The organism is Pseudomonas triclosanedens, from assembly GCF_026686735.1.
GTDB lineage: Bacteria > Pseudomonadota > Gammaproteobacteria > Pseudomonadales > Pseudomonadaceae > Pseudomonas > Pseudomonas triclosanedens.
The window spans coordinates 4,101,989-4,115,871 of the sequence record NZ_CP113432.1 but is presented as its reverse complement, the minus strand read 5'-3'; the positions used below and the strand labels follow the sequence as shown (position 1 = coordinate 4,115,871).

Here is a 13,883-nt window from a genome sequence, read left to right as displayed (position 1 = left end):
ATGAAAACCGCACAAGAGTTCCGCGCCGGCCAGGTTGCCAACATCAACGGCGCCCCCTGGGTGATCCAGAAGGCCGAGTTCAACAAATCCGGCCGTAACTCCGCGGTCGTCAAGATGAAGCTGAAGAACCTGCTGACCGGTGCTGGCACCGAGACCGTGTTCAAGGCCGACGACAAGCTGGAACCGATCATCCTCGATCGCAAGGAAGTGACCTACTCCTACTTCGCGGACCCGCTGTATGTCTTCATGGACACCGAGTTCAACCAGTACGAGATCGAGAAAGACGACCTGGAAGGCGTGCTGACCTTCATCGAAGACGGCATGACCGACGTTTGCGAAGCAGTGTTCTACAACGAGAAGGTGATCTCCGTCGAACTGCCGACCACCATCGTTCGCGAAATCGTCTACACCGAGCCGGCTGTCCGTGGCGACACCTCCGGCAAAGTGATGAAGACCGCTCGCCTGAAGAACGGTGCAGAGCTGCAGGTTTCCGCCTTCTGCGAAATCGGCGACTCGATCGAAATCGATACCCGCACTGGCGAGTACAAGTCCCGCGTCAAGGCCTGAGCCTGAACCGAGACAAGAAAGAGCCCGGCATTTGCCGGGCTCTTTCGTTTCTGCCGTCGACACTCAGACGCTGACGTTCAGCCGTACATCGATGTTGCCGCGAGTGGCGTTGGAGTAGGGGCATACCTGGTGGGCCCGGGCGACCAGGTCTTCGGCCTCGGCGTGGTCCAGGCCTGGCAGGTTGATGTTCAGCTCCACTTCCAGGCCGAAGCCGCCGGGGATCTGGCCGATGCCAACCTTGCCGGTGATCGAGGCGTCAGCCGGGATCTGCTTCTTGCTTTGGCTGGCGACGAACTTGATGGCGCCAATGAAGCAGGCCGAGTAGCCGGCGGCGAACAGTTGCTCGGGGTTGGTGGCGTCGCCACCCTGGCCGCCCAGTTCGCGCGGGGTGGTCAGTTTCACATCCAGATTGCCATCCGAGGAAATGGCACGGCCGTCGCGGCCTCCAGTAGCGGTGGCGGTAGCGGTGTAGAGGGCTTTGATGGTTTGCATGGTGATGTCTCCGGTTGTCTGGTTGGTTAATATCTTGTGCGCTAATGAGTTCGTAGAGATAAAGTTAGTTCTATTTAATTTAGTGCGCAAGATAAATCATGGAAGATTTCCTGCTAATTAATCCCTCGGAATGGCATAAGCCCCGATCTACGGGGCTTGCAACTGATCGCGCAGCGCTACGAGCTCGCTCTGCAGGTGCTGGATCCCCTCCAACGTTAGCCCGCTGCTGGCCAGGATGCAGGCCGGAATGGCTTCCGCCTGTCGACGCAGGTCGCGGCCCTTGTCGGTCAGGCGCAGTTGCACTACGCGCTCGTCGGCCTGGCTGCGGGTGCGGGTGATCAAACCTTCCGCTTCCAGCCGCTTGAGCAGGGGAGTGAGCGAGCCGGGATCGGTGAGCATGCGCGCGCTGATTTCGCCAACGGTGATGTCATCGCCTTCCCACAGCACCAGCATGGCGATGTATTGCGGATAGGTGAGTCCCAGGTTCTGCAGCAGCGGTTTGTAAACCTTGGTCATTTGCAGGGAGGTGGAATAGAGGGCGAAGCACAGTTGGTTGTCGAGTTTGAGTGCTTCGCAGGCCGGGTCCGAAGTAGTCATCGCATTCTCCAGGATGAGCGCTCGAGGCGAACAAGTGATTACGCATTAATTTAGCGCGATGGATATTTGTTGAATAGACATACCAGCAGCGCCGCGCGGTGCGTCTCAGGCGCGGAAGCCTTCGACGATGTACTCCGCCAGCTTGTCAGTCACCGGGGTCATCTTCTGTCCGCGCAGCAGCACGATGCTGGCGTTGGGCAGCAGTGGCAGGCCCTCTTCGTCGCCGATGATGCGCAGGTTGCCGGTCAGCAGGCTGCGCAGTTGCGCGGTAACCGCGAGTCCGGCGCTGGCGACGGCGAACAGTGCCGACAGGCTGGGGCTGCTATAGGCGATGCGGTAGTCGATCTCCATCGCCTCCAGGGCATTGCAGGCCCAGGCGCGGCAGAAGCAGGCGCTATTGAACATCGCCAGGGGAAGAGGGCGCTGGTCCTGCGGGCAGAAGCTCTCCGCGGCCATCCAGACGAAAGGTTCCTGACGCAGCAACTGGCCGATCTCGGTGCCCGGTTCGCGGGTCACGATGGACAGGTCGAGGTCGTTGCGCATCAACAACTGCGATGACGAGTCGCAATGCACTTCCACCTGGACCAATGGGTAGGCCTGGGCGAAGCGCGAGAGGATTTCCGGCAGGAAACGCATTACGTAGTCGTCCGGCGTGCCAATCTTCACCGCGCCGACCATGTGCGGTTGGCGCAGCGTGTTGAACACCTCGCCCTGCAGCCGCAGGATCCGCCGCGCGTAGCCGAGCAATACCTGGCCTTCCGGCGTGAGCCGCACCTGGCGCCCGTCGCGCTCGAACAGAGAGCGCTCCAGTACGTCCTCTTCCAGACGCTTCATCTGCATGCTGACTGCCGACTGGGTACGGTTGACCACCTCGGCGGCACGGGTGAATCCGCCGTGATCGGCGATGGCGACGAAGGTGCGCAGGAGTTCGCTGTCGATACTGGGGAAACTGCTCATTCATCAAACTCCGAGATGGGTTGCATAAGAATGATTCGTTGGATTGATCTTAGCGCTGGCTGGAAACTCTATCCAGGCCCACACGGAGGGAAGCGCGATGAAAGGTCAACTGGGTTTCGTATCGATGTCCTGCCACTTCCACAAGGTGCCAGCAGCACCGCTGTGGAGACGTGTACTGCAACGAGTTCTGCGCTGGCGCGAGCTGGCCCGTCAGCGCCGCCTGCTGGCTACGATGAGCGATGAAGCGCTCAAGGACATCGGCTTGAGTCGTGCCGATGTCCAGGAGGAAAGCGAGCGCCCGTTCTGGATGGACAATATGGGTCGTTGAGCGTACGGGCGGCCCTTCTCGTGCCGCCCGCCGCTGTGCGGGTTACTTCAACTTGCCAGGGAATGCCCATGTCTTCGAACTATCATCTTGCCCAGGTCAACATCGCCAAGGCCCGAGCCCCACTGGACCACCCCCGGATGAAAGGCTTCGTCGATCAACTGGACCACATCAATCGCTTGGCGGAGGCCAGCCCTGGCTTCGTCTGGCGGCTGCAGACCGACGAGGGCGATGCCACTGCGATCCGCGCGTTCGATGATCCGCTGGTCATCGTCAACCTGTCGGTCTGGGAGTCGATGGAGGCGCTACGTGATTACGTTTACTGCGGCGAGCATCTGAAAGTGCTGCGCAGCAAGCGCGATTGGATGGAGAAATTACCCACCCCGAGCCTGGCGCTCTGGTGGTTGCCGGTCGGCCAGTTGCCCGATGTGCTGATGGCAAGGCAGAAGCTGGAGCTATTGCAGGAGCGGGGTGCCTCGGCGGACGCCTTCACCTTCGCCCGGCCCAGCCCGATGCCGAAGCAACTCGCCGTACCGGCCTGAACGACGGTGGCAGTCGTGCGTGGCGAATGGCGCTAGGCTCCATGGCCTGTCCGGTCATGGAGTGTGTCGATGTCGATTGTTCCGTCGCTGTCTCTCAAACAGGCGCGCCGCCTGGCGCTGGCCGCCCAGGGGTTCACGCTGCGGCGTCCTTCCGGCGAATTCCAGCGCCGCCATCTCCGCGCCATGCTGGAGCGTCTGGGTGTCCTGCAGATCGACTCGGTGAACGCCCTCGTGCGTTCCCATTACCTTCCCTTGTTCTCGCGCCTTGGAGCCTACCCACAGGGCTTGTTGGAGGAGGCGGCGTGGAGCGGCGGTCGTCATCGCCGGCTGTTCGAATACTGGGGGCACGAGGCGTCGCTGTTGCCGCTGGAGTTGTATCCGCTGATGCGCTGGAGGATGCGCAGGGCATCCGAAGGGCGCGGCATATACCGGCAGTTGGCGCGTTTCGGTCGGGAACAGCAGCCGGTGATCCGACGTGTGCTGGATGCGGTGCGCGACCAGGGAGCGCTGGGCGCCGGAGCCTTGAGCACTCGCGAGGAGCGTGCCGGTCCCTGGTGGGACTGGAGCGCGGAAAAGCACGCGCTGGAATGGCTGTTCGCTGCCGGCGAAGTTACGGTCGCCGGGCGGCGCGGTTTCGAGCGCCTGTACGACCTGCCCGGACGGGTGTTGCCGGCGTCCATGTTCGATGCCCCCGAACTGGATGAGCCGGAAGCCCAGCGCCGGCTGCTGCTGCATTCGGCTCGTGCGCTTGGCGTAGGGACGGAGAAGGACCTGCGCGACTACTTTCGCCTGGACCCGGCCGACAGCAAGGCGCGTCTGGCCGAACTGGTGGAGGCCGGCGAGCTGGTTGCCGTTCAGGTGCAGGGCTGGCAGGCATCCGCCTACTGCGTGGCGGACCCGGTCATTCCGCGCAAGGTACACGCCAGCGCGCTGTTGTCGCCGTTCGATTCACTGGTATGGGAACGCGCGCGAACCGAGCGCCTGTTCGATTTCCGCTACCGGCTTGAGATCTACACGCCCCAGCACAAGCGGATCTACGGCTATTACGTGCTGCCGTTCCTGTTCGGCGATCGTCTGGTGGCCCGGGTTGACCTGCGCGCGCAGCGGACGGCCAGCCAACTGGTGGTGCACGCCGTGCACGAGGAAGAGCAAGGGATGGCGGAAGAGGGCTGGAGTGCGTTGGCGTTGCAATTGCGCGAGATGGCCGGCTGGCTGGGACTGGAGCGCGTAACGGTGCATTGCCGGAGGGCGTCCGGCATTCGCCTGAAGGCGCTGCTGGGCGCTCCCTGAAAGAAACGGCGAGCCTCGTGGGAGCGAGACTCGCCGGGAGATCACTTGCTGTTGGCGATGCGCTGGCGGATGTGATCGGCACGTTCCTTCGAACCAGGGTGATCGCTGAACATGCTGCTGCCACCGCCGTCCAGCTTCGCCAGTTTGTCGAAGGCTGTGGCCAGACCGTCGGTCTTGATACCGCGCTTTTTCAGCAGGTCAAAGGAGAAGTCGTCGGCGTCGGACTCCTGGGATTGAGAGAATTGTGCGTTGATCAGTGCCTGGCCGATGTCGCCGAGTTGCGATTGCGACAGCGCCGCAACCGCGCCGTTGCTCGATGAGGCTGCGGCGGTACGCGCTGCGGCAGTGGCGTAGGCTGTCTGAGTGGCCTTCTTGATGTGACCCAGGGCGACATGGCCCATCTCGTGGCCGAGCACGCCTTCCACTTCGTTGTCGTTCATCATGTCCATCAGCCCGCTGTAAACGCGAACGCAGCCGTTGGCCATCGCCCAGGCATTGACGTCCTTGGTCAGGTAGACCTTGTAGTTCACTGGCATGCCATCGATCTGGTTGCCCAGGGCACCGGCAATCTTGTTCAGACGCTTGGTGTAGGGGCTGGAAGCGGGAGCGATGCTCGACTGTGCATCGGCCTGTGCACAGGACTCGTCAGCGACCTGTTTGAGCTCCGCGTCGCTGAGGGTGGCGGCCTTGGCCATCATCAGCCCGGACTGAACCAGCCCGTCGGTGGACATGTTCTGGCAGCCGGAGAGCAGGGCACCGGCTCCAATCGCCAGTATGAGCAGGGTGGAATTGCGTTTCATTGGGACTTCCTTGCAGGGATTGACGGATTGGCGCGCACTCGGTCGCGCTGGTGCCACACAGTGTGTGACGCCAGGATGAGCGTCAATTTGCAGAAGCGCGTTTCGGAAAAATCGGTAGAGGCTTGGGATTTTGCTATCGGAATACCTGCCGCCCTGCTAGCGGCGCACCTGCTTCAGCGTTTCCGCGATGAGGAACGCCAGTTCCAGGGACTGGTCGGCGTTCAGGCGCGGGTCGCAGTGAGTGTGGTAGCGGTCGCTCAGGCCTGCTTCGGTGATCGGCCGCGCACCGCCGATGCACTCGGTGACGTTCTGTCCGGTCATCTCGATGTGGATGCCGCCGGCGTAGCTGCCCTCGGCCTGATGCACCTCGAAGAACTGCCGCACTTCGGTGAGGACGCGCGCGAAATCGCGGGTCTTGTAGCCGGTGGATGCCTTGATGGTGTTGCCGTGCATCGGGTCGGAGCTCCACAGCACCTGCTTGCCTTCGCGCTGCACGGTCTGGATCAGGCGTGGCAGGCCGTCGCCGACCTTGTCGGCGCCCATGCGCACGATCAGGTTGAGGCGGCCCGGATCGTTGTCCGGATTGAGGATGTCGATCAGGCGGATCAGCTCGTCGCTGGCCATGCTCGGGCCGACTTTCACGCCAATCGGGTTGCCCACGCCGCGGAGCATTTCCACGTGGGCACCGTCGAGCTGGCGGGTGCGGTCGCCGATCCACAGCATGTGCGCCGAGCAGTCGTACCAGCCGCCGGTGAGGCTGTCGCGGCGGATGAAGGCTTCCTCGTAGTTCAGCAGCAGTGCTTCATGGGCGGTGAAGAAGCTGGTTTCGCGCAGTTGCGGTGCGGTGTCGAGGCCGCATGCGCGCATGAAGGCAAGGGTTTCGTCGATACGGTCGGCGAGTTGCTGATAACGCTCGGACAGCGCCGAGTTGGCGATGAAATCCAGGTTCCACTGATGCACCTGGTGCAGGTCGGCGAAGCCGCCACCGGCGAACGCGCGCAGCAGGTTCAGCGAGGCGGTGGACTGGTGGTAGGCCTGGAGCAGGCGCTCCGGGTCCGGTACGCGGCTCTTCTCGTCGAAGCCGATGCCATTGACGATGTCGCCGCGGTAGGCCGGCAGGGTCACGCCGTCGATGGTTTCCTCGCCGGAGGAGCGCGGCTTGGCGAACTGTCCGGCCATGCGCCCGACTTTCACTACCGGGCAGCCGGCGGCGAAGGTCATCACCACTGCCATCTGCAGCAGCACCTTGAAGGTGTCGCGGATCTTCGCCGCGGAGAACTCGGCGAAGCTCTCCGCACAATCGCCGCCCTGCAGCAGGAAGGCGCGTCCGGCGGTGACTTCGGCGAACTGCCGCCGCAACTCGCGGGCCTCACCAGCGAACACCAGCGGCGGATAGCCGGCCAGGCTGCGTTCGACCTCGCTCAGGCGAGCGGCGTCGGGGTAGACAGGTTGTTGCTGGATCGGCTTGCTTCTCCAGCTATCGGGACTCCAGGGCAGGCTCATCGATGACTCGTTCGCGGCTGTGGGCGTGATGCCCAATGGTATCAGCTCGCCCCACGCACAGCGCGCCCTCAGTGTGCCGCCAGGGGCGCGAGTGGGGCGGTTCGCGGCAAGTCGCGGCGCAGGTCGGCGATGTGCTCGTGCAGGGCGCGGCGGTAGCTGTCCTTGTGTACGTAGTGCGCCATGCGGTCGAGCGGCAGGTAGCGGTAGCCGCCGTCGATACGCTGCTGCGCGTGGGTCTTCTTCAGTTGCCGGAGGCGCTCTGCGGCGGGGTTGCCGGCCGCCAGTTGGCGGATGTAGAGGGCGACCAGTTCGGCCTGCTCGGCGCGCCCCTGCCAGCCGAGGCCGGATGCTTCGACCATGCCGAGCATGAACAGGTCGTCGTGCTGCGGATGGAACATATTGAGATAGAGCTGCGGCGCGGGCTGGTTCTTCGGCCAGTTGAGCTGGGCGCGATCGATGAAGGGGTAGTCCAGGTGATAGCCGGTGGCGAAAAGGATCAGGTCGTAGTCGGCGCGCTCGCCGTCGCTGAACGCCACGCGCTGCCCGTCCACGCTGCGCACGTTGCGGCGGGCGCGGATATCGCCGTGGGCGAGGTGGTGCAGCACCAGCGAATTCACCACGGGGTGCGACTCGTACAGGCGATGATCGGGATCGGGCAGACCGTAGTCCGATGGACGCCCGAGCAGCAGACGCACGAACGCCGCGTCGAGCCGCTGCTTGAGCGGACGCGGCAGGCGGATCATGCCGCCGAAGGTGTCGATCGGCCTGCCCATGCAGAACTTGGGCAGGAAGTGATAGCCGCGCCGTACCGAGATATCCACCGAGCGCGCACGGTGCACGGCGTCCACGGCGATATCGCAGGCAGAGTTGCCGCAACCGACGATCAGGACGCGCTTGCCGTCGAAGCACTCGGCACCGCGGTACTGGCTGGAATGGAGCACCTCGCCGTCGAAGGCGCCTGGCAGGTGCGGCAGGTTGGGGGTGTGCAACGTGCCGTTGGCGATCAATACGCCATCGAACAGCCCTTCATGCACTTCGCCGTTGCGTTCGCAGCGCAGTTTCCAGCCGTGGTCCTGGCGCAGCAGGGCGATGACCCGGGTGTTGAAACGGTAGTGCTCGCGCAGGCCGTAGTGTTGGGCGTAGCCACGAAAATAGCGCAGGACCTGCGAATGATGCGGATAAGGGGGGACATCCATGTCCATGGGGAACTCGTCGAACTGCGTCGTGCCTTTGGAGGAAATCAGGTGCGCCGAGCGGTAGAGCGTGCTGTGCGGATTGTCGATGTCCCACAGGCCGCCGACATCGCCGTGCAAGTCGAAGCCGGTGAAGGGAATACCGTATTTTTGCAGTTGGCGGGCGGCTGCGAGGCCGGACGGGCCTGCGCCGATGATGGCGTGCATGCTGGGCTGTGCCTCTTGGGCTGTTATTCTTGTGGCTTTCCGAGCCTGGCGGCCACTCCTGGCTGCTCAGGTGATTCAACGCCTGCTTCGAAGGATTATCACGTGCCTCAGCCCTTGCTGTTCAATGGCAATCCGCGCCGTCTGTTCGCCGTGGCGGACCGCAATGTCACAGTCTCGCTTCGCGAGCGCAGCGTATGAGCGAGGAGCAACAGATCGACGAGCGCCTGATCGTCGAAGAGCGCGATGCGTTCGGGGTGATCCGGGTAGTGGAGTGCGGCAATTTCCGTTACCTGGAGTTCGGCGACGAGGTCGAGCAGAGCTGCGTGCTGGTGCAGGACCCCAGTTGGCTGGAATACGACTATTCACGCGCCATGCTGCTGGGCGCGCTGTGTCACTCGCGGCCGCGACGGGCACTGTTCCTCGGATTCGGTGCCGGCAGTCTGACCCAGGCCTGCCTGAAGCATCTGGCGCTGGAAGAGGTGGAGGCCATCGAGTTGCGCCCCTCGATCCCGCGCCTGGCCCGCGACCATCTCGGGTTGACCGATGACCCGCGCCTGAACCTGCGTATCGGTGATGCGGTGGAGGAACTGGAGCGCTGCGAGCCGGCTGACCTGATCTTCCTTGACCTCTACACCGATACCGGCCCCGCGCCGGCGCATATCGCCTGGAATTTCCTCGGTACCTGCCGGGAGCGCCTGCGGCCGGGCGGCTGGCTGGTGATTAACCAGTGGAGTACCGATGACGGGCGACCACTGGGCGCCGCACTGCTTCGCGGGCGCTTCCACAGGCATTACTGGGAGTGCCCGGTGCCAGAGGGCAACGTGATCGTCTTCGTGCCAGCGGACCTGGACCAGGAGCTCAACCTGCGTGCCTTGAAGAAGCGCGTCGGGGCCCTGGAGCCGAAACTCGGCTACTCGCTGCGCGGCTACATCGACTCGCTGCGCCCTGCGCAATGAAAAAGGGGCCACCGGCCCCTTTTTCGCGAGCGGGAGAACCTACGGAATCTGGTAGCTGAACGCGAAGTTGATCCGCGGGCTGCGCTCGTTGTTGTCCAGCGCGCGGTCGCCGAAGGGCTTGGCGATTTCCGCCGAGACCAGGTAGTGCTTGCGATTCGACAGGCGCAGGCCGATGGCCGCGGAGCCGAGCTGGGCGTTGGGCAGACCGTCCTGGATGTAGTGGGTGCGGGCGGTATCTACCACCGCGTAAGGCTGGATCTGGTTGAGCACCACGCTTTGCCGCAGGAAGGAGTAGTTCACCTCGTAGGAGGCGCCCCAGCCTTTGTCACCACTGGCCTGGTCGTCCGGATAGCCACGGCCGAAGTTGCTGCCGCCGTAGGTGACCTGCTCCGAATCGGGCAGCACGTCGTCGGTCCACTGGAATCCGGCGGTGGCGACGCCCTGCCAGCTTTCACCGAACTGGTCCTGTTGCGCGCCGTAACCCAGTACGCGGGTGAAGTTCTTGCGGATCGGCTCTTCCGTTTCCGCCCCCATGCCGTTCAGACCCTGGTAGACCGCCAGGCTGCCGACGCGCACGCGCTTGGTGGCGAACTGCTGGACCAGGGTGTCCACGCCAACGACGCGCAGGGTGCTTTTCTGCTCGACGCGATAAGGGATGTTGGGTTTGACCAGGTCGTAGCGGCTGGTGTCGTTCACCGTATAGGCACGCAGGTTGACGTCCCAGGTGAGGTCGCGGCGTAGCAGTAGCGGAATGCCGAGGCCGGCGCTGACCCGTTCGTTCTCCCGCTTGCGGGCGAACTCCAGGCCGTTGGCCAGGCGCAGGCGGTCGTCCGGGCTGGAATTGTAATGGCTGTAGCCAGTGGTCAGTTGCAGGCCGTTGTCGCCCAGCAACTGGCTGTAGTTCCAGGCTCGGTAGTACTCGTTGTCCTGGCCGGGCGGGTAGAGGTAGCTGAACTGCAATTGCTCGCCCCAACCGAGCATGGACATCACTTCGGCGGAGAGCAGGCCGCGCTGTTCGCCACGGCGCGAGTCGAGGTTAGCGCTGGTATCGAAACGTTTGCGTTGCCCTGCCAGCTCCAGCACGGCGCCGCCGTCGCTGGTGGTGGGCGGGTTGAGCGCCATTGCCAGTTGCAGGCCCGGCACGCGGCTCATCAGCACGCTGAAGCGCTCGAAGCTCTCGCGGGTGAGCGGCTTTTCGGACTTCAACCGGGCGATCCAGCGGTCCACCCGCGCCTGGTGCGCGCCCAGGTCGCCGCTGCTGCGCACCTCGCGGATATGGCCTTCGACCAGCACGATGCGGCCCACGCCGCCGCGGAAGTCCTGGTTGGGCACGTAGGCGAAGGAGATGAAAAAGCCATCGTCCTGGTAGCGCTGGGTGATGGTCTTGGCCGCCGCTACCAGTTCGCTGACCTGGATGGTGCGCTGGGTCAGCGGTTCCAGCAGCGGGCGCCAGGTGTCGAGCGGGTAGTGCCCGCCGCCGGCGATTTCGATGCGCTTGAGTCTGATGGATTGCTGCAGGATCTGCCCGGGCTGCTCGGCGGACGGCGCCGGGGCAGTGACCTTGGGTGCGGTCGGGCGGAGTTCTCCGCCGGGCAGGTTGGGACGCGGAAGCGTCTGTTCGATATCGGACCCGGGGAGCTGGATCGGGCGTTCTGCCCAGACGAAGGGACTTGCCAGCACCAGGGTCAGGGTAGCGAGTTTGCGCATCTGGCTCCTCCATGAGTCCGACTTCAGCGAAGGCCAGGAGCCGTTAATGGCTCCTGGCTACCACAGTATGGGCGATATCTGGATTATTTCCGGGTGGCTCCCACGCCCACCCCCAGACCTGCGCCCAGGCCGCCGGTTACACCGCCCAGCGCTCCGCCTACGGCTCCGAGGGTGTTGCCCAGCAGGCCTCCCTGGCCTTGCCCGCCGCTGGTGCTGGTAGCAACGCCAGCACCTGCTCCGACACCCGCTCCCTGGCTGCTGACACCTGCGCCGATACCGGCCCCGGCCACCAGGCCTCCCGCACCCAGCGCGCTGGTGACGCCACCGACCGCACCAGTGACCCCGTTGACCAGCCCGCCTACCGGGTTGCTGGCGCCGGCTGCGCCACCCAGGCCGCCGGTGATCCCACCAACCGCGCCGGTCACTCCGTTGACCAGTCCTCCCACCGGGTTGCTGCCGCCGGCCGCGCCACCGAGACCGCCAGTGATGCCGCCGACCGCACCGGTCAGTCCGCCGACAAGGCCGCCAACCGGATTACTGCCGCCGGCTGCGCCACCCAGGCTGCCGGTCACGTTGCCAAGAAGGCCGCCGCCAGGATTGCTGCCATTGACCAAGCCGCCGGCTGCGCTGACTGCCTGACCCGCATTGCTGACGATTCCGCCGACCGGGGCCAGCGCCGGATTCTGGCTGGCCACCTGGTTGCCTGTCTGGGTCACTACGCCGCCGACGGTGGTCAACAGGTTGTTCACCGGCGCTCCCAGGCCGGTGGTTGCTCCGAGGCTCCGGGTGGTGCCTTCCACCGTCTTCACCACGCCTGCGGTGGTGCCGCTGAGCTGCGTGGTCAACTGGCTGAGCGGGCCGCTGGTAACCGCTCCGCTGAGGGAGTCGCCGAGCATGGTGATCTTGTTGCCCACACCGTCGACCACACCGCCCAGTTGGCCAGTCACGCCGTTGAGCGGGGTGCTGGCCAGCAGCGGGCCGTCGCCGATGGCTGCAACGGTGTCGCCAAGACTGCTGACCGCGCCACCGGTATGGGCGACCAGACCGCCCGCGCCGGCCACGGTGGTGCCGATGGCGTTCGGGTTGCTGGCGAGTTTGCCGAGGCCGTTGGTGACGCCGCTGCCGACGCTGTCCACGCCGGCGCCCACTTGCTGGACCAGGTTGCCGGCGTTGTCGGTGACACCGCTGCCAACCAGCGGGATATCGACGGTCTTGACCACGGCACCTACGGTGCTGACGGTGTCGCCGACGCTGGAGACTGCCTGTCCGGTGGCGCTCAGTACGTTGCCAGTGCTGCTGGTGGGCGTGGTGCCGCCGTTGCCACCGTTATCGCCGCCACCATTGTCGCCACCACCGGTACCGCCGGTACCGCCAGTGCCACCCGAACCGCCACCAGTGCCGCCGCTGCCACTGCCGCCCGAACCGCTGTCACCGGAGCCTTCGCCCTGGGTGCTGCCGCTGTCGCCGGATTTGTGATGACTGCTGCCGCCGTTACTGCTGCATCCTTGCAGCGACAGGGCAACGACCAGGAGAGAAAGTGCGAAGATGCGAATAGGGGCTGACATACGAGTTCCTCCATGAAGGATGTGATCCAGCGGAGGCTCGGGCGGTCTTCCCGGCGAGTCACTGCGCTGCACTCGATGTCAGTTTTAGAGACTTGTTTTTGAACGCGAAATTGGAACTTGTATATAGTCGTTTTGTTGTTATCAAGATATTGATTCTAAAGGGAAAACTTTAGGATTAAGCGCGAATTCCTGGCGTTTTTAATACCTTGGATATAGTGCTTTTAGCACGATGGTTCGAGGTTTTTTCCGGCAGGTGTTCATTTGCCCCGGAATTGACCGTCGCGTTTCTCCTGCATCGCCTTGAAACCTTCCTTGGCGTCTTCGCTGGAAAGCAGTTGGCTGGCCATCGCCGGCAGGTCGAGGGCGGCTGCCAGTTCGCCTTCGTCCAGGCACTTGCGAGCCGAGGCAAGGGTGGCGCGGATGCCGAGCGGCGCCTGGGCGGCGACGCGCTGGGCCATCCACAGTGCGCGGGGCATCAGCTCTTCCGGCGCGGTAACTTCCTGCACCAGTCCCAACCGGCAGGCTTCGTGGGCATCGAACTGGTCGCCGGTCAGCAGCCAGCGCATGGCGTTGCCCCAGCCGGCGACCTGGTGCAGACGCAACGTCGCGCCGCCGAACGGAAAGATGCCGCGCTGCACTTCCATCTGGGCGAAGCGCGCGTTGCTGGCGCAGAGATTGATATCCGCGGCGAGCATCAGTTCGATGCCGAGGGTGAAGCAGTAGCCTTGCGCGGCGACCAGCAATGGCTTGGTCAGCCGCGGACCGCCGAATGTGCCCCACGGGTCTGCCGCGCCGGCGGGCATTTGCCAGCCGTTACGGAAGGTCTCGGCGACACTGCCCAGGTCGAGGCCTGCGGTGAAATGCTCGCCGTGGGCGAACACCAGGGCGCAGCGCAGATGGTCGTCACGCTCGTACTCGCCCAGGGCCAGCACCAGTTGATTGAGCATGTCCATGTCGAACGCGTTGCGCTTGTCCGCCCGGTTCAGGCCAAGCAGCAGGACGTGGTCGTGGCGTTCACGGGTGACGCGTGGCTCGCTGCTGGGCTTCATCGGTGAGCTCCGGAAGGGAAGGGCTTGCTCGGTATAGTCGCCCCCGCCAGGCTAGTCCAGGCGCCGACCGTTCGCCGGAGGTTGTCTGAAAAGCCGTACATGACGGACGATTTTCCGGTATCATGCGCGCCGG

Annotated in this window: 14 protein-coding genes; 5 read left to right on the top strand and 9 right to left on the bottom strand. The window is 64.3% G+C overall.

Features of this window, described 5'->3' with window-relative positions; translation table 11 throughout:
- On the top strand, window positions 1-567 hold the full coding sequence (gene efp, locus OU419_RS19060; RefSeq protein WP_254475989.1) for an elongation factor P: 567 nt from the start codon (window positions 1-3) through the stop codon (window positions 565-567).
- Between the two features lie 63 nt (window positions 568-630).
- On the opposite strand, the gene OU419_RS19055 is transcribed toward efp, so the two are convergent.
- The 3 genes from OU419_RS19055 to OU419_RS19045 form a co-directional block, all read right to left on the bottom strand.
- Window positions 631-1,059 (bottom strand): organic hydroperoxide resistance protein, encoded by a 429-nt coding sequence (locus tag OU419_RS19055; protein ID WP_254475987.1) that lies wholly within the window; start codon window positions 1,057-1,059, stop codon window positions 631-633.
- 147 nt (window positions 1,060-1,206) lie between these two features.
- Entirely contained in the window at window positions 1,207-1,656 is a 450-nt protein-coding gene (locus OU419_RS19050) for a MarR family winged helix-turn-helix transcriptional regulator (protein ID WP_254475985.1), read from the bottom strand.
- A 105-nt stretch (window positions 1,657-1,761) separates the two neighbouring features.
- On the bottom strand, window positions 1,762-2,613 hold the full coding sequence (locus OU419_RS19045) for a LysR substrate-binding domain-containing protein (protein ID WP_254475983.1): 852 nt from the start codon (window positions 2,611-2,613) through the stop codon (window positions 1,762-1,764).
- A 97-nt stretch (window positions 2,614-2,710) separates the two neighbouring features.
- Between OU419_RS19045 and OU419_RS19040 the strand changes: the two genes are divergently transcribed.
- The 3 genes from OU419_RS19040 (at window position 2,711) to OU419_RS19030 (ending at window position 4,770) form a co-directional block, all read left to right on the top strand.
- Window positions 2,711-2,941 (top strand): DUF1127 domain-containing protein, encoded by a 231-nt coding sequence (locus OU419_RS19040; protein ID WP_254475981.1) that lies wholly within the window; start codon window positions 2,711-2,713, stop codon window positions 2,939-2,941.
- 68 nt (window positions 2,942-3,009) lie between these two features.
- Complete coding sequence (locus tag OU419_RS19035; protein ID WP_254475979.1) at window positions 3,010-3,480, top strand: DUF3291 domain-containing protein; 471 nt, start codon at window positions 3,010-3,012, stop codon at window positions 3,478-3,480.
- Window positions 3,481-3,549: 69 nt separating this feature from the next.
- Window positions 3,550-4,770, top strand: coding sequence for a winged helix-turn-helix domain-containing protein (locus OU419_RS19030; RefSeq protein ID WP_254475977.1), 1,221 nt, complete (start codon window positions 3,550-3,552; stop codon window positions 4,768-4,770).
- A gap of 41 nt (window positions 4,771-4,811) precedes the next feature.
- On the opposite strand, the gene loiP is transcribed toward OU419_RS19030, so the two are convergent.
- The 3 genes from loiP to OU419_RS19015 all read right to left on the bottom strand — a co-directional run bounded on the left by loiP (window position 4,812) and on the right by OU419_RS19015 (window position 8,473).
- Window positions 4,812-5,570, bottom strand: a complete 759-nt coding sequence (gene loiP / locus OU419_RS19025; RefSeq protein WP_254475975.1) for a metalloprotease LoiP — start codon at window positions 5,568-5,570, stop codon at window positions 4,812-4,814.
- Between the two features lie 156 nt (window positions 5,571-5,726).
- Window positions 5,727-7,073: a class II 3-deoxy-7-phosphoheptulonate synthase gene (locus OU419_RS19020; RefSeq protein ID WP_254475973.1), complete on the bottom strand. Its 1,347-nt coding sequence runs from the start codon at window positions 7,071-7,073 to the stop codon at window positions 5,727-5,729.
- Between the two features lie 68 nt (window positions 7,074-7,141).
- Window positions 7,142-8,473 carry a flavin-containing monooxygenase gene (locus tag OU419_RS19015; RefSeq protein WP_254475971.1) on the bottom strand — a complete coding sequence of 444 codons (1,332 nt, stop codon included), beginning with the start codon at window positions 8,471-8,473 and terminating at the stop codon, window positions 7,142-7,144.
- Between the two features lie 194 nt (window positions 8,474-8,667).
- Here OU419_RS19015 and OU419_RS19010 point away from each other — a divergent pair, with 194 nt between their 5' ends.
- Window positions 8,668-9,429, top strand: coding sequence for a spermidine synthase (locus tag OU419_RS19010; protein WP_254475970.1), 762 nt, complete (start codon window positions 8,668-8,670; stop codon window positions 9,427-9,429).
- Window positions 9,430-9,468: 39 nt separating this feature from the next.
- Here OU419_RS19010 and OU419_RS19005 read toward each other — a convergent pair whose 3' ends face one another.
- From OU419_RS19005 to OU419_RS18995, 3 genes are all read right to left on the bottom strand, one after another.
- Window positions 9,469-11,136: a ShlB/FhaC/HecB family hemolysin secretion/activation protein gene (locus tag OU419_RS19005; protein WP_254475969.1), complete on the bottom strand. Its 1,668-nt coding sequence runs from the start codon at window positions 11,134-11,136 to the stop codon at window positions 9,469-9,471.
- 83 nt (window positions 11,137-11,219) lie between these two features.
- Window positions 11,220-12,701, bottom strand: a complete 1,482-nt coding sequence (locus tag OU419_RS19000; protein WP_268171961.1) for a collagen-like triple helix repeat-containing protein — start codon at window positions 12,699-12,701, stop codon at window positions 11,220-11,222.
- 257 nt (window positions 12,702-12,958) lie between these two features.
- Window positions 12,959-13,750 carry a crotonase/enoyl-CoA hydratase family protein gene (locus tag OU419_RS18995; RefSeq protein WP_254475968.1) on the bottom strand — a complete coding sequence of 264 codons (792 nt, stop codon included), beginning with the start codon at window positions 13,748-13,750 and terminating at the stop codon, window positions 12,959-12,961.
- Window positions 13,751-13,883: the final 133 nt, after the last annotated feature.

Bases quoted from the DNA above. Each gene is read 5' to 3' on its own strand.
- OU419_RS19005 (WP_254475969.1), bottom strand. From the start codon at position 11,136: ATGCGCAAACTCGCTACCCTGACCCTGGTGCTGGCAAGTCCCTTCGTC.
- OU419_RS18995 (WP_254475968.1), bottom strand. From the start codon at position 13,750: ATGAAGCCCAGCAGCGAGCCACGCGTCACCCGTGAACGCCACGACCAC.
- efp (WP_254475989.1), top strand. From the start codon at position 1: ATGAAAACCGCACAAGAGTTCCGCGCCGGCCAGGTTGCCAACATCAAC.
- OU419_RS19040 (WP_254475981.1), top strand. From the start codon at position 2,711: ATGAAAGGTCAACTGGGTTTCGTATCGATGTCCTGCCACTTCCACAAG.
- OU419_RS19010 (WP_254475970.1), top strand. From the start codon at position 8,668: ATGAGCGAGGAGCAACAGATCGACGAGCGCCTGATCGTCGAAGAGCGC.
- OU419_RS19050 (WP_254475985.1), bottom strand. From the start codon at position 1,656: ATGACTACTTCGGACCCGGCCTGCGAAGCACTCAAACTCGACAACCAA.
- OU419_RS19035 (WP_254475979.1), top strand. From the start codon at position 3,010: ATGTCTTCGAACTATCATCTTGCCCAGGTCAACATCGCCAAGGCCCGA.
- OU419_RS19030 (WP_254475977.1), top strand. From the start codon at position 3,550: ATGTCGATTGTTCCGTCGCTGTCTCTCAAACAGGCGCGCCGCCTGGCG.
- OU419_RS19045 (WP_254475983.1), bottom strand. From the start codon at position 2,613: ATGAGCAGTTTCCCCAGTATCGACAGCGAACTCCTGCGCACCTTCGTC.
- OU419_RS19015 (WP_254475971.1), bottom strand. From the start codon at position 8,473: ATGCACGCCATCATCGGCGCAGGCCCGTCCGGCCTCGCAGCCGCCCGC.
- OU419_RS19020 (WP_254475973.1), bottom strand. From the start codon at position 7,073: ATGAGCCTGCCCTGGAGTCCCGATAGCTGGAGAAGCAAGCCGATCCAG.
- OU419_RS19000 (WP_268171961.1), bottom strand. From the start codon at position 12,701: ATGTCAGCCCCTATTCGCATCTTCGCACTTTCTCTCCTGGTCGTTGCC.
- loiP (WP_254475975.1), bottom strand. From the start codon at position 5,570: ATGAAACGCAATTCCACCCTGCTCATACTGGCGATTGGAGCCGGTGCC.
- OU419_RS19055 (WP_254475987.1), bottom strand. From the start codon at position 1,059: ATGCAAACCATCAAAGCCCTCTACACCGCTACCGCCACCGCTACTGGA.